Genomic DNA, 16,903 nt, shown 5'->3' on the forward strand with positions numbered 1-16,903 from the left:
TTATAGCGGATACGGACCCTTACGAACAGGCATCGATCTCTTTTTGAAGCTCTGTGGCATGTTTGGCCCTTTCTTCTTCTGACCAGCCGAACAGCCGGGCCATTTTGTTTATCACCTGCTCTTTGTACGCAAGGACCGTTTGGATATCAAACAGCAGGGCTCCTGTACGGCGGATGAAAAAGTCTGCCGGCGTATACGCCATTTCTTCCTCGATTGCATACATGAGCTGGGCATTTAACAAGTCCGGCAGTTCACTGTCTTCCTTATAGGCAAATACTTTTTCTGCATTGGACCCGTACATACGGGCAATTTTTTCTGCATCCTTTTGAGTAAAGCCTTTGGCCGCGCCGATTGCTGTTTTCGATTGTACAAACGCCGGGAAGTTCGCCGAGCCGCCCACATCACCGCCTGAGATCGGCAGGTGCTTCGTTTCGGATGGGCTGTAAAGAATTCCCCGGTCCTCCTTAAGCCGCTTGGCAACCAGGTCCACGATGGTTTCGGCCATTTTTCGGTAGCCCGTTAATTTCCCGCCAGCGATCGTCAGCAGGCCGGATTCGGTTTCCCAGATCTCATCTTTACGGGAAATTTCAGACGGGTCTTTGCCCTCTTCGTAAATAAGCGGGCGGACACCCGACCAGGACGATTCAATATCGGCTTCGCCTACCTTTACGGAAGGAAACATAAACCGGATCGCATCAAGCAGGTAAGCGCGGTCTTCCGCTGTAATATCCGGGCGGATCGGATCGGTGTTGTAGAATGTATCGGTTGTACCGACATACGTTTTGCCATCACGCGGAATCGCAAACACCATCCGTTTGTCCGGCGTATCAAAGTAAACAGCCTGCTGAAGCGGAAAAACGGACTGATCGATAACAATATGAACGCCTTTTGTCAGGCGGAGGTGCTTGCCGTTTTCACTTCCGTCTTTTTTGCGCACCTCATCTACCCACGGTCCGGAAGCGTTAATCACTTTGGCGGCCGTAATAGTGAGCGCTTGGCCGGTTAATTGATCAATGGCTTGAACGCCGGTTACTTTGCCGTCCTCATATGTAAAGCCTTCCGCTTTCACATAGTTCAGGCAGTGTGCCCCTTTTTCGGCCGCCCGCTTCATCACTTCAAGTGTCAGGCGTGCATCGTCTGTCCGGTACTCTACATAGTAACCGCCGCCTTTTAAGCCTTCACGCTTTACAAGCGGTTCCTGCTTCAGCGTTTCTGAAGCCGAAAACATTTTCCGGCGCTCTGACCGCTTGACACCTGCTAAAAAATCATAAACGCGGAGACCGAGAGACGTAGAAAACGGGCCGAATGTACCGCCTGCGTGGAACGGAAGCAGCATCCATTCCGGCGTGGTTACATGCGGGCCGTTTTCGTATACGATCGCCCGTTCTTTGCCGACCTCTGCCACCATTTTCACTTCAAATTGTTTTAAATAGCGAAGGCCGCCGTGCACAAGCTTGGTGGAACGGCTCGATGTACCTGCCGCGAAATCCTGCATATCAATTAAAGCGGTTTTCATGCCGCGCATGGAAGCATCAACGGCAATGCCGGCGCCGGTGATGCCGCCGCCAATTACGAGAATGTCATACTGCCCGTTTTGCAATGCCTGTATCGCTTCTGACCGCTGGTGATTGGTGAACTTCATTTTGTCATCCCCTTAGTGTTGGTTGTTTCTTTTTACCCCTGGATAAACAAAAAGAGACCTGAAAGAACAAAACAGCCGATGCTGTCTTGCTTTCAGGTCTCTCCCGTTTCTCCGGACAATGTATTAACTTATATTTATTGTATCATTAGTGTTATTGAAACGCAATAGCAGCCTTTATCGCTTTTTTCCAGCCTGCGTATAATGTTTCACGGACTTCTTCGGACATTTCCGGCTCGAACGTGCGGGCTACCTGCCAGTTTTGCGCGATTTCCGACCGGTCGTTCCAGAAACCGACTGCAAGCCCGGCCAGATAAGCCGACCCAAGTGCTGTCGTTTCATGGATTTGGGTGCGCTCAACCGGCACATTCAGCACGTCGCTTTGAAACTGCATTAAAAAAGCATTCATGACGGCACCGCCGTCTACACGGAGCGTTTTCAGCGAAATGCCGGAGTCCGCTTCCATCGCTTCAAGCACATCTCTCGTTTGATATGCAAGAGACTCGAGCACCGCGCGAATAAAATGCTCTTTCTCCGTTCCGCGTGTAACACCAAACACGGCTCCTCGTACATCACTTTCCCAGTATGGCGTACCCAGTCCCACAAAAGCCGGTACCACATAAACACCATCGGTGGACTCTACCCGCTCCGCATATTTCTCACTGTCTGCCGCTGTTTTGATCATCCGCATGCCGTCACGCAGCCACTGAATCGCAGAGCCAGCTACAAAAATACTTCCTTCAAGCGCGTATTCTACTTTTCCGTCAACACCCCAGGCAATCGTTGTCAGCAGGCCATGCTCTGATTTCACGGCTGTTTCACCGGTATTCATCAACATAAAGCAGCCGGTGCCGTATGTATTTTTCGCCATGCCTTTCTCGAAGCATGCTTGTCCGAACAGCGCTGCCTGCTGATCTCCTGCAGCACCGGCAACCGGGATTTCCTGTCCAAAAAAGTGAAATGGCGCTGTTTTGCCGTATACTTCTGAAGAAGGGCGAACGTCCGGCAGCAGCTGCTTTGGCACTGTTAAAATCTGGAGCAGTTCCTCGTCCCATTCCAATGTATGAATGTTAAACATCAGTGTCCGCGCCGCATTTGAATAATCGGTCACGTGCGCTTTTCCGCCTGTCAGCTTCCAAATCAGCCACGTATCGATTGTACCGAATAATAATTCTTCTCTTTCCGCCCGCTCGCGTGCTCCTTCTACGTGATCCAAAAGCCATTTTACTTTCGTTCCGGAAAAATAAGGGTCAACCAAAAGCCCCGTTTTATCACGGAATGTTTGTTCATGGCCTTTTGCTTTAATATCCGCGCAGATATCTGCCGTCTGGCGCGACTGCCAGACGATGGCGTGATAAATGGGACGGCCGGTTTCTTTGTCCCAGATGACCGCTGTTTCACGCTGGTTGGTAATGCCGATTGCTTCGATTTGGTCAGCACGAATGTCCACTTCACTTAACACTGTTGCGATACAGGATAAAACGGATGCCCAAATTTCATTTGCGTCATGCTCCACCCAGCCTGGATTCGGGAAATACTGCTTAAATTCTTTTTGTGCAGAATGAACAATTTCTCCTCCTTTATTAAACAAAATCGCCCGTGAGCTTGTAGTTCCTTGGTCAATTGACATAATGTACTTTTCCATTCCAAAATCCCCCTTATTTATGTGTATAGCTTTGCACAGCAGGCCACGCTGAAGCAAGCTTGATTATTAAAATAAAAACCACTGACAGCGCTAGCGTAATAAAAAATGCGCCTGTTCCTTCATTCAGGAAAAATCCTTTATAAAAGAAAGCAGCCAGCACCGAGCCCAAAACCGGTCCCACTACCGGAACCCAGGCATACTTCCAGTTCGAACCGCCTTTACCGGCAATCGGAAGCAGAAAATGTGCGATGCGCGGACCCAGGTCACGGGCCGGGTTGATCGCATAGCCCGTCGTACCGCCCAGCGACAGCCCAATGGCAATAATTAAAAAGCCGACAATTAATGGATTCAAGCCGTCCGTAAACTTATTCGCTCCAATAGTTAATAGTCCAATCACTAAAATAAAGGTTCCAATCACTTCACTCACTACGTTGGCATACGGGCGGTTAACCGCCGGCGATGTAGCAAAAACGCCAAGCTTCGCGCCAGGATCGTCCGTTTCTTCCCAATGCGGCAGAAAGTGCAGAAATACAACCGCCGAGCCGATAATGGCACCGATCATTTGAGCTGTTACATATGATACAACATCTGTCCATGGAAAAGAACCAGTAATCGCCAGTGCGATCGTAACCGCCGGGTTCAGGTGCGCCCCGCTGGCTCCGCCTACCGCATACACAGCCATTGTAACGGCCAGTCCCCAGCCAAACGCGATCACCATCCACCCGCCTCCATTGGCAAATGATTTTTTTAAACTCGTGTTAGCGCATACACCTGCTCCAAAAATAATGAGCATGGCCGTTCCAATCAACTCTCCCATAAATGGTGTCATTTTGTTTCCATCCCTTCTTCTCGTTGTTCCGCCTTTTACGCCCGGGACGCTTAAAGCAGAAAACAAAAAAACTCACACTGGTCCCCTTGAAGGGTGTCAATGTGAGTCTCCATGTTCTCGGTCACAAATTTATGAACTTGCTGTTTATGATAACGCTAATTGAAAGCGGTGTCAAATATTTTTAAAAAATGTTGAAAAAGCGCGATAATGGGTATGGGAAAGAAAAGGAGGAATGAAGATGAAAATCCAATTAGAAAAATTAAAGCAGGACAAGCAGTTAACGGATAAAAAGCTGTATAAAGCAGAGCTTGAAAAGTACCAGCGGCGCCTTCTTGCTCTGCAGCAAACGCTGTTTCATGAAAAAATCGGCTTAATTATTGCATTTGAAGGCATGGATGCGGCCGGAAAAGGCGGGGCAATCAAGCGGATGAATGAACAGCTCGATCCGCGCGGCGTATTGGTTCATCCGATTTCAGCTCCCCAGCCGCATGAGCTGCGCTACCATTACTTGCAGCGGTTCTGGCGCAAGCTGCCGCAGCACGGGCAAATTGGGATTTTCGATCGCTCCTGGTATGGCCGTGTACTCGTTGAGCGAATTGAAGGCTATGCCGTCAACCGCGAATGGAAGCGGGCGTACGATGAAATTAATGCATTCGAAAAGTCATTAACAGATGAACGATACATAATGATGAAGTTTTGGGTGCACATTTCCAAAGACGAGCAGCTGCGCCGTTTTGAAGAACGGCAGCAAAACCCTTTAAAACGCTGGAAAATTACCGATGAAGACTGGCGCAACCGGAAAAAGTGGGATCAGTATGTGGAAGCGGCCGAAGAAATGCTTGAGAAAACAGATTTTGCTCACGCACCATGGTTCGTGATTGAAGGAAATGATAAAAAGTTTGCACGGGCAGACGTTCTCAAAAGAGCCGTCTCGCATATTGAAGAATCGCTTCTGCAGCTTGAGCTGCCGCTGCCCGACTATGCCCTTTACGGCGCCAATTAAAAAAGCGCAGCCTTATTGGCTGCGCTTATTTCAATTCCCGGCAAATTCTTTCCACAGGGCGACATCTGATGTGGTTACAGCAGACGCACCTGCCGAAAGAGCGGCTTCTACTTCCTCTTTTGTTTCGATCAGCCCGCCCGCAAAAACCGGCTTTCCGGTTTCATGGCGGATCAGCTGGATAATCTTTGGCGCTACACCCGGCAGCACTTCAATAAAGTCCGGCTCCGCTTTTTGTGCAAGCCGAACGCTTCTGTTGACCGCATTCGAATCTAGAATAAAGGCCCGCTGCGTAGCCACGAGCCCTTTTTGCCTTGCTTTGACGAGGGCGCTTCCTTTTGTGGAAATAATGCCGTATGGCTTGGCATATCGGGCAATAAATTCCACCCCGTGCTCATCACCGGCAAGCCCGTTTATTAAATCAAGGTGAACAAACATCTTTTTCCCATTTTGCTGGGCAAGATCAAGCACACTTTTTACCTGCCCGATGTGCAGATCTAAAAACACACCGTATTCATACTTCATAGAGAGCATTTTCTCAAAGTCTTTCATTGACCGGATTGCCGGCAGAATTGCTTGTCCATTAAAAGACATCGGGCCACCTCTTTACATAATTCGTTTGAACATTTTTTCAATATCATAGTTGGACAGATGAATGGTGATGGGCCGGCCATGCGGACACGTAAAAGGGTCTTCGCTGCGCCGGAGATCAGCCAGCAGCTGCTCAATTTCATCATTCCGGAGATGGCGGTTCGCTTTAATCGATCCTTTGCAGCTCATTAAAATTGCTGCTTCCTCGCGAATTTTTTTCACATCCGGTTTTTTCATCGCCAGTACTTCTTCAATCATTTCTTCGATCACATCGCGCTCTTCATTTTTCGGAAACCAGACTGGATGCGCACGGACAACATACGACCGGTCGCCGAACGGCTCTAAAAATACACCGATGTCTTCAAGTGCGGACCGGTTCTCTTCGATTTTCATAAACTCGTCCGCTGAAAAATCAAACGTGAGCGGAATAAGCAGTTCTTGAAGCTCCGGTGCCGTTTGTCCGACTTTTTCCCGAAAGTATTCATATTTAATCCGCTCTTGAGCGGCATGCTGGTCGATCATATACAAGCCGTTTTCGTTTTGGGCAAAAATATACGTGCCGTGCATCTGGCCGATAGGATACAGCATCGGCATACGCTCTTTCGGCTCTGCCGGTTCGGCAGGCACGACTGGCGCTTCCGCTTTTACCTGCTTCGGTTCTTTTACCGGCTCCGGTTCGGCAGGCGTTTCGTGCTCGGCTGGATAAAACGCGGTGTGCGGCGGCCCTTCTTTTACAGGCTCCTCGTAATATTCAGGCTTGTACAGCTTTTCCACTTCCGACGCCGGCGGCATGGCCGGTTTGCGCGGAGGAGACGGCGCATCAAATTGAAAGGCCGGCTGCTCTGTAAAGTCTTTACGCTTTTTCAGTACAGGCAGTGCATCTGGAATCAGCGTTTCTTTTCGCAGCGCTTCTTTAATGGAGGAGGCAATCAGTGCGCAAAGCTCCCCCTCTTTACTAAAGCGCACTTCCAGCTTCGCCGGGTGTACGTTTACATCGACGAGCAATGGGTCCATTTCAATATTTAACAGCACAATCGGATAACGCCCGACCGGCAGAAAAGTGTGATAGCCTTCTAAAATAGCGTTAGAAATTTTAAAGTTTTTAATAAACCGTCCGTTAACAATCATCGACATATAATTTCGCGACGCACGTGTCACCTCCGGAAGCGACACGAAGCCGGACAGCCGAAAATCGAGCGACTGCGCTTCGACCGGAATCATTTGCTTGGCAATAGACGTTCCGTAAATAGCGGCAAGCACCTGTCTTGCATCGCCGTTTCCATTTGTTTTTAATAGCTCACGGCCATTATGGCGGAGACGGAACGACACATCCGGGCGGCTTAAAGCCATCCGGTTGACCCCGTCGGTAATATTGCCGAGTTCCGTGTGAACGCTTTTCATATATTTCAGCCGGGCTGGCGTATTAAAAAACAGGTTCGAGACTATAATTTCCGTTCCTTTACGGGCAGGCCCCGGCCGCTTGGACTGGATGGCGCCGCCGGACAAAACAATCTCCGTCCCGGCGCCGCTCCCTGTAGACGTAGCCATCGTTACATCAGATACCGAGGCGATACTCGGCAGCGCTTCGCCCCGAAAGCCGAGTGTGCGGATACGAAAGAGATCATTTTCATCTTTTATTTTGCTTGTAGCGTGCCGGTAAAAAGCCCGCTCTACATCATCCGGCTCTATGCCGGACCCGTTGTCGGTAATTCGGATCAGCCCAAGGCCGGCTTCTTCCACATCAATTTCAACAACCGTGCTTCCGGCATCAAGCGCATTTTCGGTTAGTTCTTTCACAACTGAGGCCGGACGCTCCACCACTTCACCGGCCGCAATTTTATTGGATAATGACTCGTCAAGCTGGCGGATAATCCCCATTTATGTTCACCTCATTTTTTTGCTTCTTTTTGCAGAGCATATAATGTATTCATTGCTTCCATCGGCGTCATTTCCATAATGTCATAGCTGAGCAGCTTGGCAACAATAGACGGATCTTCCTTGGACGGCTTTGGCTCCTTCTCAACCGGAGCCGGAACAGGCGCTTCATCAAAGAAAGAAAGCTGTCCTTCCTGGTGAGCGGCAGCCGGCGCATCGTGCTCTTCACGATTTTCTAAAGAGTGCAAAAGCGTTGACGCCCGCGAAATCACCGCTTCAGGAAGGCCGGCCAGCTCCGCTACATGAATGCCGTAGCTTTTATCGGCCGCGCCGTCTTTCACTTTGTGTAAAAAGACGACCTTCCCGTCCTGCTCCGCTGCAGTGACATGAACATTTTGCATATGCTCGAGGGATTGGTCAAGCACCGTTAACTCATGGTAATGAGTGGAAAACAGTGTTTTCGCACCAATTGTTGTATGAATGTATTCAATCATCGCCTGTGCAAGCGCCATCCCATCATACGTAGATGTACCGCGGCCAATTTCATCAAATAAAATAAGCGAGCGGTTTGTGGCGCTGACGATTGCATGCTTCGCTTCAAGCATTTCAACCATAAATGTACTTTGTCCGGACACCAAATCGTCCGCTGCGCCGATCCGGGTGAAAATCTGGTCAAAAATCGGCAGCACCGCTTCATCTGCCGGTACATAACAGCCGATTTGCGCCAAAATGGCAATCAGCGCCGTCTGGCGCATATACGTACTTTTACCGGACATATTCGGTCCGGTAATCAAGAGCACGTTCCGGCCTTCTTCCATATGGCAGTCATTCGGCACAAATCCTTGCGCGTCCATTACTTTTTCTACAACCGGATGGCGGCCTTCTTTAATCCACATCCGGCCGTCCTTTGAAAACACCGGGCGGACAAACCGGCGCGACTCACTTACCGCCGCAAAGCATTGCAGCACATCCACCTCACTCACCATGCGAGCAAGGAGCTGCAGGCGCGGAATAAAGCTCTTCACGTGCTCACGCAGCTCGCAAAACAGGTCATACTCAAGCTCCACCATTTTTTCGTTTGCTTCTAAAATAAGCGCTTCTTTTTCTTTCAGTTCCGGTGTGACAAACCGCTCGCAGTTGGCGAGCGTCTGCTTGCGCTCATACCGGCCTTCCTCAAGCAAGCCAAGGTTGGCTTTTGTTACTTCAATGTAGTAGCCAAAAATGCGGTTGTAGCCGATTTTGAGCGATTTAATGCCCGTTTTTGCACGTTCCTGCTGCTCGAGTTCTGCGATCCACTGCTTGCCGTTACGGGAAGCATCCCGGTATTCATCGAGCTGAGCATGGAACCCGTCCCGGATCATGCCGCCTTCTTTTACCGAGATCGGAGGCTCTTCCACAAGCGCCTGCTCCAGCTCGTCCAAAAGCTCCTCGCACGGATCCAATGAATCAGCCAGCTTGTCCAGCTCGGCTCCATTCATTTGTTTTAATACGTGAACAAGCAAAGGAATTTGTTCAAGTGATTTTTTCAACTGAACCAAATCACGCGCATTCACACTGCCAAAAGCGACCCGGCCGGCAAGCCGCTCTAAATCATACACTTCTTTCAGCTGTTCACGCAGTTCTTCCCGCTCAAAAAAAGCCTTGATAAATGTATCTACAACCTCCAGGCGGCGGCCAATTTCTTTTTCATCGAGCAGTGGACGGTCAATCCACTGCTTTAGTAAACGCCCGCCCATGGCGGTTTTTGTTTCATCCAGCAGCCAGAGAAGCGAGCCTTTTTTCCCTTTTGAACGGATCGTTTCTGTCAGCTCTAGATTTCGTTTTGAAAAGTAATCGATATTCATATAATCACGAATTTCATACGGCTCTGCCGGCTGCAGGTGGTCGAGGCTGCGCTTTTGCGTCCGGTGCAGGTAATGATACAAGCGGGCCGAGGTCTGGCGGAGCAGTCCGTGCTTCAGCTGGCTCAAAAGAGGGCTGAATGAATCTTCTTCCGCGGATTCCTCTACCGAAAGAACCGCGCCAAGCCGGCCGTGTATCTGCTTTGCTTCCGGCTCATCCAGCGTGCCGTCCGTAATCACTTCCTTTACCCCGTAAGCTGCCAGCTCATGAAGAGCCGCATCAAACGAAGGAAAAAGAGCTGTTTTACACTCGCCGGTTGTCACATCGGCTGCCGCTACCGCATAGTTATTGCCGGAACGTTCGAACACGGCCAGGTAATGATTTTCTTTTTCTTGAATGCCGGACCCTTCCATCATGGTCCCCGGCGTAATGACCTGGACAACTTCCCGTTTGATCACGCCTTTTGCCTGCTTCGGATCTTCCCGCTGCTCGCAGATGGCTACTTTATGTCCTGCTGCGACCAGCCGCTCTATGTACCCTTTGGCAGAATGATAGGGCACGCCGCACATCGGAATCCGGTCTGCGCTGCCGCCGTCCCGCGATGTTAAAGTGATTTCTAGTATCTGGCTTGCATTTAGTGCATCCTCAAAAAACATTTCATAAAAATCGCCGAGGCGAAAAAATAAAAAGGCATCTTGGTAGTCTGCCTTTACACGCAAATATTGCTGAATCATTGGAGTATATTGTGCCATGTCGCATTCCTCTCTGTCTTTCTTCTTCTGATAGTATAGCACACGAAAAAAAAGCGGGAAAACGGTTCGTTCCCCGCCAGCTCATTTAGTGGTCATGGTGTTCTTCTGCTGTTTCCCGCTCGCAATCCCATTCGTCTTCGTAGTCATGAAACGCCACGCAGACTTTTGTCTCACCTGTGACTTCTACAAGCAATTCGCGTTCCGCCTGCACGTTGATTTTCGTACCGCAGTCCGAAATGACGGCTTCCTGGCAATTTGGCTGCTGCAGTACTTTTACCCAAACATGGTCATCTCCGTCGTACTCATCATCCCGGTACGTTAATTTCAACACGTCTTTGTATTCAACTTTATCCGTGACAACAGCCGTTTTCGTGTGGTTGTGGTAAGAATACCAGACGTTGATTTCGTACGTGCCAAATACTTCTACTTTATTGCCGGCTTTTTTCGCTTTGTACTCGTGGTTGATAATCCAGCACCCTAAAATGCCGGATGGCTTATTCGGCGGCAGAACAGCATGGTGCGACTGCGTATACTTCCGGCCTTTGGCAACGACGGACTTTGTGATGATCTCGCGGAATTGGCTCAATCTGTTGTCCCTCCTCTGATGTGGTCTTCCTATTGTATGCAGAGAAAGTGAGACGGGTGCCCAAGATTGAAAAAAATCCCGCCTAAAAGGCAGGATTGTTTGTTACGAGCAGCTTCCTGGCGGGCTGTTTCTTACCTGGGCGCCTGTTTCACCACGAAGCAGGTCGCCGCCTGTTTCCGTGATAATATTGTCGGTCACTTTGTTAGAGATGGCTGTCGCAATCATCTGTAAAATGGCGTTTACGTCTGTCTGCGACTGCTTGAATTGCTGCACGATCGGCATTTCATCAAGCTCCTGCTCAATTTTAGCGATTTTTTCTTCTGTTGCCTTCAGCGCTTCTGTTTTTTTATAGTGCTGGAAATTAACAGCTTGCTTTTGCAGGCTTTTTAAACCCGCCATTTTTTCGCGGAGCTTCTGATTTTCGTGGATTTTGGCTTCTGCCTGTTTAAAAAACGCCACTTCTTCTGTAGCCGAAATCATATTGGCGAGCTCTGTTGCTTTGGCAATAATCTCGTCTTTTGTGTAAATGGTTTTCTCCATTTTAGTTCACCTCGGCCATATTTTCGATTTCTACCGCTTCCCCGTCCATTGACCATGATTTTGTTTCCGTAATACGCACTGGAATAATTTTTCCGATTGCCGATTTTGGTGCTTTTACGTTTACAAGCTTGTTCTTAGATGTGTAGCCGGCAAGAACATCCGGATTTTTCTTGCTTTCTCCTTCAATGAGCACTTCAACGATTTGGCCTTTATACCGCTTCATAGACTCATTAGATAATTCGTTCACAAGTTCATTTAACCGCTGCAAACGCGCTTTTTTCACGTCCATCGGCACATTATCAACCATTTTTGCAGCCGGCGTGCCTTCACGCGGTGAATACAAGTACGTATACGCCATTTCAAAGCCGACTTCACGATAAAGCGACATCGTTTCTTCGAATTGTTCTTCTGTTTCGTTCGGATAGCCGACAATAATATCGGTTGTCAGTGCCACATCCGGCATTGCTGCTTTGATTTTACGCACAAGCTCTAAAAACTGCTCGCGTGTGTATTTACGGGCCATGATTTTGAGGATATCCGTTGAACCGCTTTGTACCGGCAGATGGATATGGTCCATCAAGTTGCCGCCTTTAGCGAGCACCTCGATTAAATAGTCGTCAAAATCACGCGGATGGCTTGTTGTAAAGCGCACACGCGGAATGCCGATCTGGCGAATTTCATCCATTAAGTCCCCAAGACGATATTCCATGTCGATAAAATCTTTTCCATAGGCATTTACGTTTTGGCCAAGCAGCATCACTTCCTGGTAGCCCTGCGCCGCAAGCTGGCGTACTTCCTGGATGATTTCTTCCGGACGGCGGCTCCGCTCTTTTCCGCGTGTATACGGCACGATGCAGTATGTGCAGAACTTGTCACAGCCGTACATAATGTTTACCCAGGCTTTTACATTGCCCTGGCGCACTTTCGGAAGATTTTCGATCACGTCGCCTTCTTTAGACCACACTTCTACAACCATTTCTTTGGACATGTAGGCTTCATTTAGGATTTCCGGCAGACGGTGAATATTGTGTGTACCGAAAATCATATCCACGTGATGATATGATTTTAAAATTTTGTTTACCACTGATTCTTCCTGGGACATACAGCCGCAGACGCCCAGAAGCAGGTTCGGGTTATCCCGTTTTAAATGTTTCAGGAATCCGATCTCACCAAACACCTTGTTTTCTGCATTTTCACGGATGGCACATGTATTCAGTAAAATAACATCTGCTTCTTCCGGTGTTTCCACCGCATTGTAGCCGAGTGCCATAAAAATACCCGCCATGACTTCCGTGTCGTGGGCATTCATTTGACATCCGTACGTACGGATATAAAAGTTTTTGCCATTGCCCAGCCCTTGAAAACGCTCGTCGATTTTAAAATCATTGTGATACGCTACTTCTTCTTTTCCGCGCTTTTTAGCGTCTTTTAAAGAAGGCGGCGTGTAAACAGATTGGAAATACTGGCTGTAGTCCTTAACGGATTTTTTGTCCGATGGACGAGCCTGCTCGCTGTTTTTTCGTTGTTCTTCGTTCATGGTGAATCCCCTTTCCGATCTTTCAAACTATCGTGCACATTTCTTAAGTATATACCGTTCCAAGACCGCACTCAAGCAAGGCACAGAAAAAGCACAGAGATTTCTTCTCTGCGCCATAAATCTTACATAAATTCTTCAACAAGCTTCTTAAATGTTTCTTCTCCAAGATCCAGATCCGCTTCAGTGAGCGGCGTTTCCGCGTAGCCTTCAACGAGCTCCTGGTAAGAAGGACGCTCTGTATCCTGATAAATGATGCCTGTTACCAGGTCGTCGTGCTGCATCAGTGTATTCATCGCAGCCTGGCGGTCAGACGGATCGTAGCCTTCAATTGTCGAAAGCTTTGTTAAGTTTTCTTTAAACCAGTCATACGTGTTCACTTTATTATACGTTACACATGGGCTGAACACATTGATAATAGAAAAACCTTTATGGTTAATACCCGCTTCAATGATCGCTGTTAAATCTTTTAAATCCGTTGAAAAGCTTTGCGCCACAAACGTAGCGCCTGTTGTAACAGCTAGTTGCATCGGTGACAATGTCTGCTCAATCGCACCAAGCGGTGTTGATTTTGTTTTAAAGCCGGCTGCTGAACGCGGAGAAGTCTGGCCTTTTGTTAATCCGTAAATTTGGTTGTCCATAACGATATACGTTAAATCGATGTTGCGGCGCATCGCATGAATGGTATGCCCCATTCCGATCGCAAATCCATCGCCGTCACCGCCGGATGCGATAACTGTCAAATCTTTATTGGCCATTTTCACGCCTTGCGCAATCGGAAGCGCCCGGCCGTGAATGCCATGAAGTCCGTATGAATTAATGTAACCGGAAATCCGGCCGGAGCAGCCGATCCCGGAAATAACCGCTAGTTTTTCGGGCGTTAACCCCACATTGGCTGCTGCGCGCTGAATAGCCGCCTGCACGGAGAAGTCCCCACAGCCGGGGCACCAGTTAGGCTTCACACTATTACGGAAATCTTTAAATGTTGCAGTTGTTGCTGTTGCCATGATTAAATCAGCTCCTTGCTGCTCTCAACAATATGATGCGGCTGGAATGGATTACCGTCATATTTCAAGATGCTTTTAATTTTATGCGGGTAGCCGGCGTTCATTTTAATGATACTTGCCAGCTGGCCTGTCGCGTTGTTTTCTACAACAGCGACCTGTTTTGCCGACTCAATAAGCGGCAGAATTTCTTCTGTTGGGAATGGGTGGATCAACCGGATGCGCGCATGGTTTACTTTGATGCCATCCGCTTCAAGGCGCTCCATTGCTTCTTCAATCACACCGCCGGTAGAATTAAAGCCAATCAATAAAAGGTCTGCTTCCGCATGCTTGGCATTTTTATAAACAGGGTTCGGGAACACATGCGGCAGGTTTTCGAGTTTTCTCATACGCTTGTCCATTTGTGCGTTCCGGTTAGCCGGCGACTCGGACGGCTTGCCTGTTTCATCATGCTCAACCCCGGTTACGTGATGAATCCCGCCGACAACGCCCGGAATCACCCGTGGAGATACACCGTCTTGTGTGACTTCATACCGTTTAAAATAAGATTTATCTTCGCGCGGTGCAATACCCTCTTTTACCAGTTTGCCGCGGCGGATGTTCACCCGGCTGTAATCGAGCGGCTCCACCGTGTGTTTGCCAAGTGAAAGCTGCAGGTCAGACAGGACAATTACAGGCACCTGATACTCCTCAGCAATGTTGAACGCTTCTACTGTATCGTAAAATCCTTCTTCTGCTGTTCCCGGCGCGATCACGACTTTTGGAATTTCACCATGTGTTCCGTAAATCATCGCCATTAAATCAGACTGCTCCTGCTTTGTTGGAAGTCCTGTTGACGGACCGCCGCGCTGTGTATCAACGACGACAAGCGGCGTTTCCGTCATGCCGGATAAGCCAATGGCTTCCATCATAAGAGACAGTCCCGGACCGGCTGATGCCGTAAAGGATCGGATACCGCCGTAGTTAGCGCCGATTGCCATCGTCGCAGCTGCAATTTCGTCTTCCGTTTGAATAACGGTGCCGCCGACTTTCGGTAACTTTTTAATTAAATACTCCATAATTTCCGAAGCGGGTGTAATCGGATAAGCTGCCATTAAGCGTACACCTGCTGCAAGCGCACCAAGCGCTATCGCATCGTTACCGATCATAAACATCCGCTTCTGTCCATCTGCCGGAGGAAGCTGAAGAGCGCTTGTCCCACCGTCAAGCTGTTCTTTCATGTACGCGTAGCCCTGCTGTATAGCTTCCATGTTTTTTTGAACGACCGTTTCACCTTTACGGCCAAAAATCTCTTCTACGACTCCGAGAAACACAGAAACATCGAGGTTAATAACGGCACATGTAGCACCAACAGCCACCATGTTTTTCATCAGTGAAGTGCCAAGCTCTGTTGCAATTTCGGTAAATGGAACCGCATAAAAACCAGCTTCTGTGTCATCCGGCTTGACCGGTTTAAACTTCGTATCCGCAATAATAATCCCATTTGCATGAAGCTCGCGGTAGTTCACATCAATCGTTTCCTGGTCAAAAGCCACCAATATATCAAGGTCATCTGCGACCGAGCTTACTTTTTTCGTGCTCACACGAATTTTATTGTTTGTATGTCCGCCTTTAATACGAGATGAAAAGTGGCGGTATCCGTACAGGTAGTATCCGAGGCGGTTTAACGCCATTGAGAAAATTTCACCTGTACTTTCAATTCCTTCCCCTTGCTGTCCTCCCACTTTCCAAGAAAGCTGCTCTGCCATTGTTTCTAACACTCCTTTAAATATGACCCCATCATTTTTCTGCTTCTCCTAGTGTATCACTTTTAAACTTAAATCACTATACGAATGCTCCATCAGTAAAAAATGTCTTTTTGTGTGTTTTATGGTGTTTCGAGGGGGCTCCACTTAAAAAGCATTCCAGCCATTTGGCTGGAATGCTTATCGGGATTGAACAATTAATTTCATTGCCGTTCGCGCTTCTCCCGCGATTACAATACTTGTAAAAGCGGGGATACAAATAAGATCGATGCCGCCAGGTGCGACAAATCCTCTCGCAATAGCGACTGCTTTAACCGCCTGATTCAAGGCGCCTGCTCCGACGGCTTGTATTTCTGCACTGCCTTTTTCCCGCATGGTTCCGGCCAGCGCACCTGCGACCGAATTCGGGTTTGATTTTGATGAAACTTTTAACACATCCATTCCCTAATCCCCCTTCTAAAGCCTCCATTCGTCTTTCATATATATTCAAAGGAAGAAGGGCTATGAATCAATAATCGTGAAAAGGGTGATCATCGTTAATTAAAATACGCTCTATCGACTTGGCACGTCCTGTTTTCCGGTCTGTTTGAATGAGACATGCTGATAATTGGGTACGTCCTTCTTTCGGCACCTCGAATCGAGCCGGGAGCTGGTTTTGAAACTTCTGGATAATCGTTTCTCTTTCCATGCCTAAAATCCCGTCGTACGGCCCTGTCATGCCTACATCCGTTAAATAAGCGGTTCCGCCTGGCAGCACCCGGTTGTCTGCTGTTTGTACATGTGTATGAGTGCCGACAACAGCAGTTACCCGTCCATCTAAAAACCAGCCCATTGCCTGCTTCTCGCTTGTTGTTTCCGCATGGAAATCAACAAAAATAAACGGCGTCCGCTTTCTCGCTTCTTCTACAAGCTGGTCTGCTTTTTGAAAAGGGCAGTCCAGGTCGTTCATAAATACGCGGCCTTGTAAATTAATAACCGCTACTTCGAATTCACCGGCCGGCACATAAGAAATCCCTTTTCCTGGAACGGATGCAGGAAAGTTCGCCGGACGGACGAGCCATTTTGCCCCATCAATAAAATTAAATATATCCCGATTGTCCCATGCATGGTTGCCGAGTGTGACGACGTTGGCACCATCCTGCATAAAGGTTTTATAAATTTTTTCTGTAATGCCGCGTCCCGCCGCTGCATTTTCACCGTTAATGATCGTAATAGCCGGGCGGTACTTTTTCTTTAATTTCGGCACGTACTCACTTACCATATCACGCCCCGGGGAGCCGACAACGTCCCCAACAAATAATAAATCCATATTTCTCCTTCT

General features: G+C 48.5%; 14 protein-coding genes. 1 reads left to right on the forward strand and 13 read right to left on the reverse strand.

What is annotated here, in order from left to right; translation table 11 throughout:
• Window positions 1–19 precede the first annotated feature (19 nt).
• The 3 genes from RRU94_RS19200 to RRU94_RS19210 form a co-directional block, all read right to left on the reverse strand.
• The gene (locus RRU94_RS19200; protein ID WP_315692457.1) at window positions 20–1,642 is read right to left on the reverse strand and encodes a glycerol-3-phosphate dehydrogenase/oxidase; all 1,623 of its coding nucleotides are present in this window, start codon (window positions 1,640–1,642) and stop codon (window positions 20–22) included.
• 151 nt (window positions 1,643–1,793) lie between these two features.
• Entirely contained in the window at window positions 1,794–3,284 is a 1,491-nt protein-coding gene (gene glpK / locus RRU94_RS19205) for a glycerol kinase GlpK (protein WP_315692459.1), read from the reverse strand.
• Window positions 3,285–3,297: 13 nt separating this feature from the next.
• Window positions 3,298–4,113 carry an MIP/aquaporin family protein gene (locus RRU94_RS19210; protein WP_315692460.1) on the reverse strand — a complete coding sequence of 272 codons (816 nt, stop codon included), beginning with the start codon at window positions 4,111–4,113 and terminating at the stop codon, window positions 3,298–3,300.
• Window positions 4,114–4,351: 238 nt separating this feature from the next.
• Here RRU94_RS19210 and RRU94_RS19215 point away from each other — a divergent pair, with 238 nt between their 5' ends.
• Window positions 4,352–5,116 (forward strand): polyphosphate kinase 2 family protein, encoded by a 765-nt coding sequence (locus tag RRU94_RS19215; RefSeq protein WP_410492986.1) that lies wholly within the window; start codon window positions 4,352–4,354, stop codon window positions 5,114–5,116.
• Between the two features lie 30 nt (window positions 5,117–5,146).
• Here the strand turns inward: RRU94_RS19215 and RRU94_RS19220 are convergent, their stop codons facing one another.
• From RRU94_RS19220 to RRU94_RS19265, 10 genes are all read right to left on the reverse strand, one after another.
• Entirely contained in the window at window positions 5,147–5,707 is a 561-nt protein-coding gene (locus RRU94_RS19220; RefSeq protein WP_315692462.1) for a glycerol-3-phosphate responsive antiterminator, read from the reverse strand.
• A 12-nt stretch (window positions 5,708–5,719) separates the two neighbouring features.
• Complete coding sequence (gene mutL / locus RRU94_RS19225) at window positions 5,720–7,582, reverse strand: DNA mismatch repair endonuclease MutL (protein WP_315692463.1); 1,863 nt, start codon at window positions 7,580–7,582, stop codon at window positions 5,720–5,722.
• A gap of 11 nt (window positions 7,583–7,593) precedes the next feature.
• The gene (mutS, locus tag RRU94_RS19230) at window positions 7,594–10,173 is read right to left on the reverse strand and encodes a DNA mismatch repair protein MutS (RefSeq protein WP_315692464.1); all 2,580 of its coding nucleotides are present in this window, start codon (window positions 10,171–10,173) and stop codon (window positions 7,594–7,596) included.
• A gap of 85 nt (window positions 10,174–10,258) precedes the next feature.
• Window positions 10,259–10,759: an outer spore coat protein CotE gene (gene cotE / locus RRU94_RS19235; RefSeq protein ID WP_242234497.1), complete on the reverse strand. Its 501-nt coding sequence runs from the start codon at window positions 10,757–10,759 to the stop codon at window positions 10,259–10,261.
• A gap of 102 nt (window positions 10,760–10,861) precedes the next feature.
• Entirely contained in the window at window positions 10,862–11,299 is a 438-nt protein-coding gene (locus RRU94_RS19240) for a YlbF/YmcA family competence regulator (RefSeq protein WP_315692465.1), read from the reverse strand.
• 1 nt (window position 11,300) lies between these two features.
• Window positions 11,301–12,836, reverse strand: a complete 1,536-nt coding sequence (gene miaB / locus RRU94_RS19245; protein WP_315692466.1) for a tRNA (N6-isopentenyl adenosine(37)-C2)-methylthiotransferase MiaB — start codon at window positions 12,834–12,836, stop codon at window positions 11,301–11,303.
• A gap of 122 nt (window positions 12,837–12,958) precedes the next feature.
• Window positions 12,959–13,840 (reverse strand): 2-oxoacid:ferredoxin oxidoreductase subunit beta, encoded by an 882-nt coding sequence (locus RRU94_RS19250; RefSeq protein ID WP_251270182.1) that lies wholly within the window; start codon window positions 13,838–13,840, stop codon window positions 12,959–12,961.
• Between the two features lie 2 nt (window positions 13,841–13,842).
• A complete protein-coding gene (locus RRU94_RS19255) occupies window positions 13,843–15,585 on the reverse strand; it encodes a 2-oxoacid:acceptor oxidoreductase subunit alpha (RefSeq protein ID WP_315692467.1) in 1,743 nt (580 codons plus the stop codon).
• A gap of 177 nt (window positions 15,586–15,762) precedes the next feature.
• Window positions 15,763–16,023 (reverse strand): stage V sporulation protein S, encoded by a 261-nt coding sequence (locus RRU94_RS19260; RefSeq protein ID WP_050181379.1) that lies wholly within the window; start codon window positions 16,021–16,023, stop codon window positions 15,763–15,765.
• Window positions 16,024–16,090: 67 nt separating this feature from the next.
• Window positions 16,091–16,891 carry a TIGR00282 family metallophosphoesterase gene (locus RRU94_RS19265; RefSeq protein ID WP_315692470.1) on the reverse strand — a complete coding sequence of 267 codons (801 nt, stop codon included), beginning with the start codon at window positions 16,889–16,891 and terminating at the stop codon, window positions 16,091–16,093.
• Window positions 16,892–16,903 lie beyond the last annotated feature (12 nt).

It is taken from the genome of Domibacillus sp. DTU_2020_1001157_1_SI_ALB_TIR_016, assembly GCF_032341995.1.
GTDB classification, from domain to species: Bacteria; Bacillota; Bacilli; order Bacillales; family Domibacillaceae; genus Domibacillus; species Domibacillus indicus_A.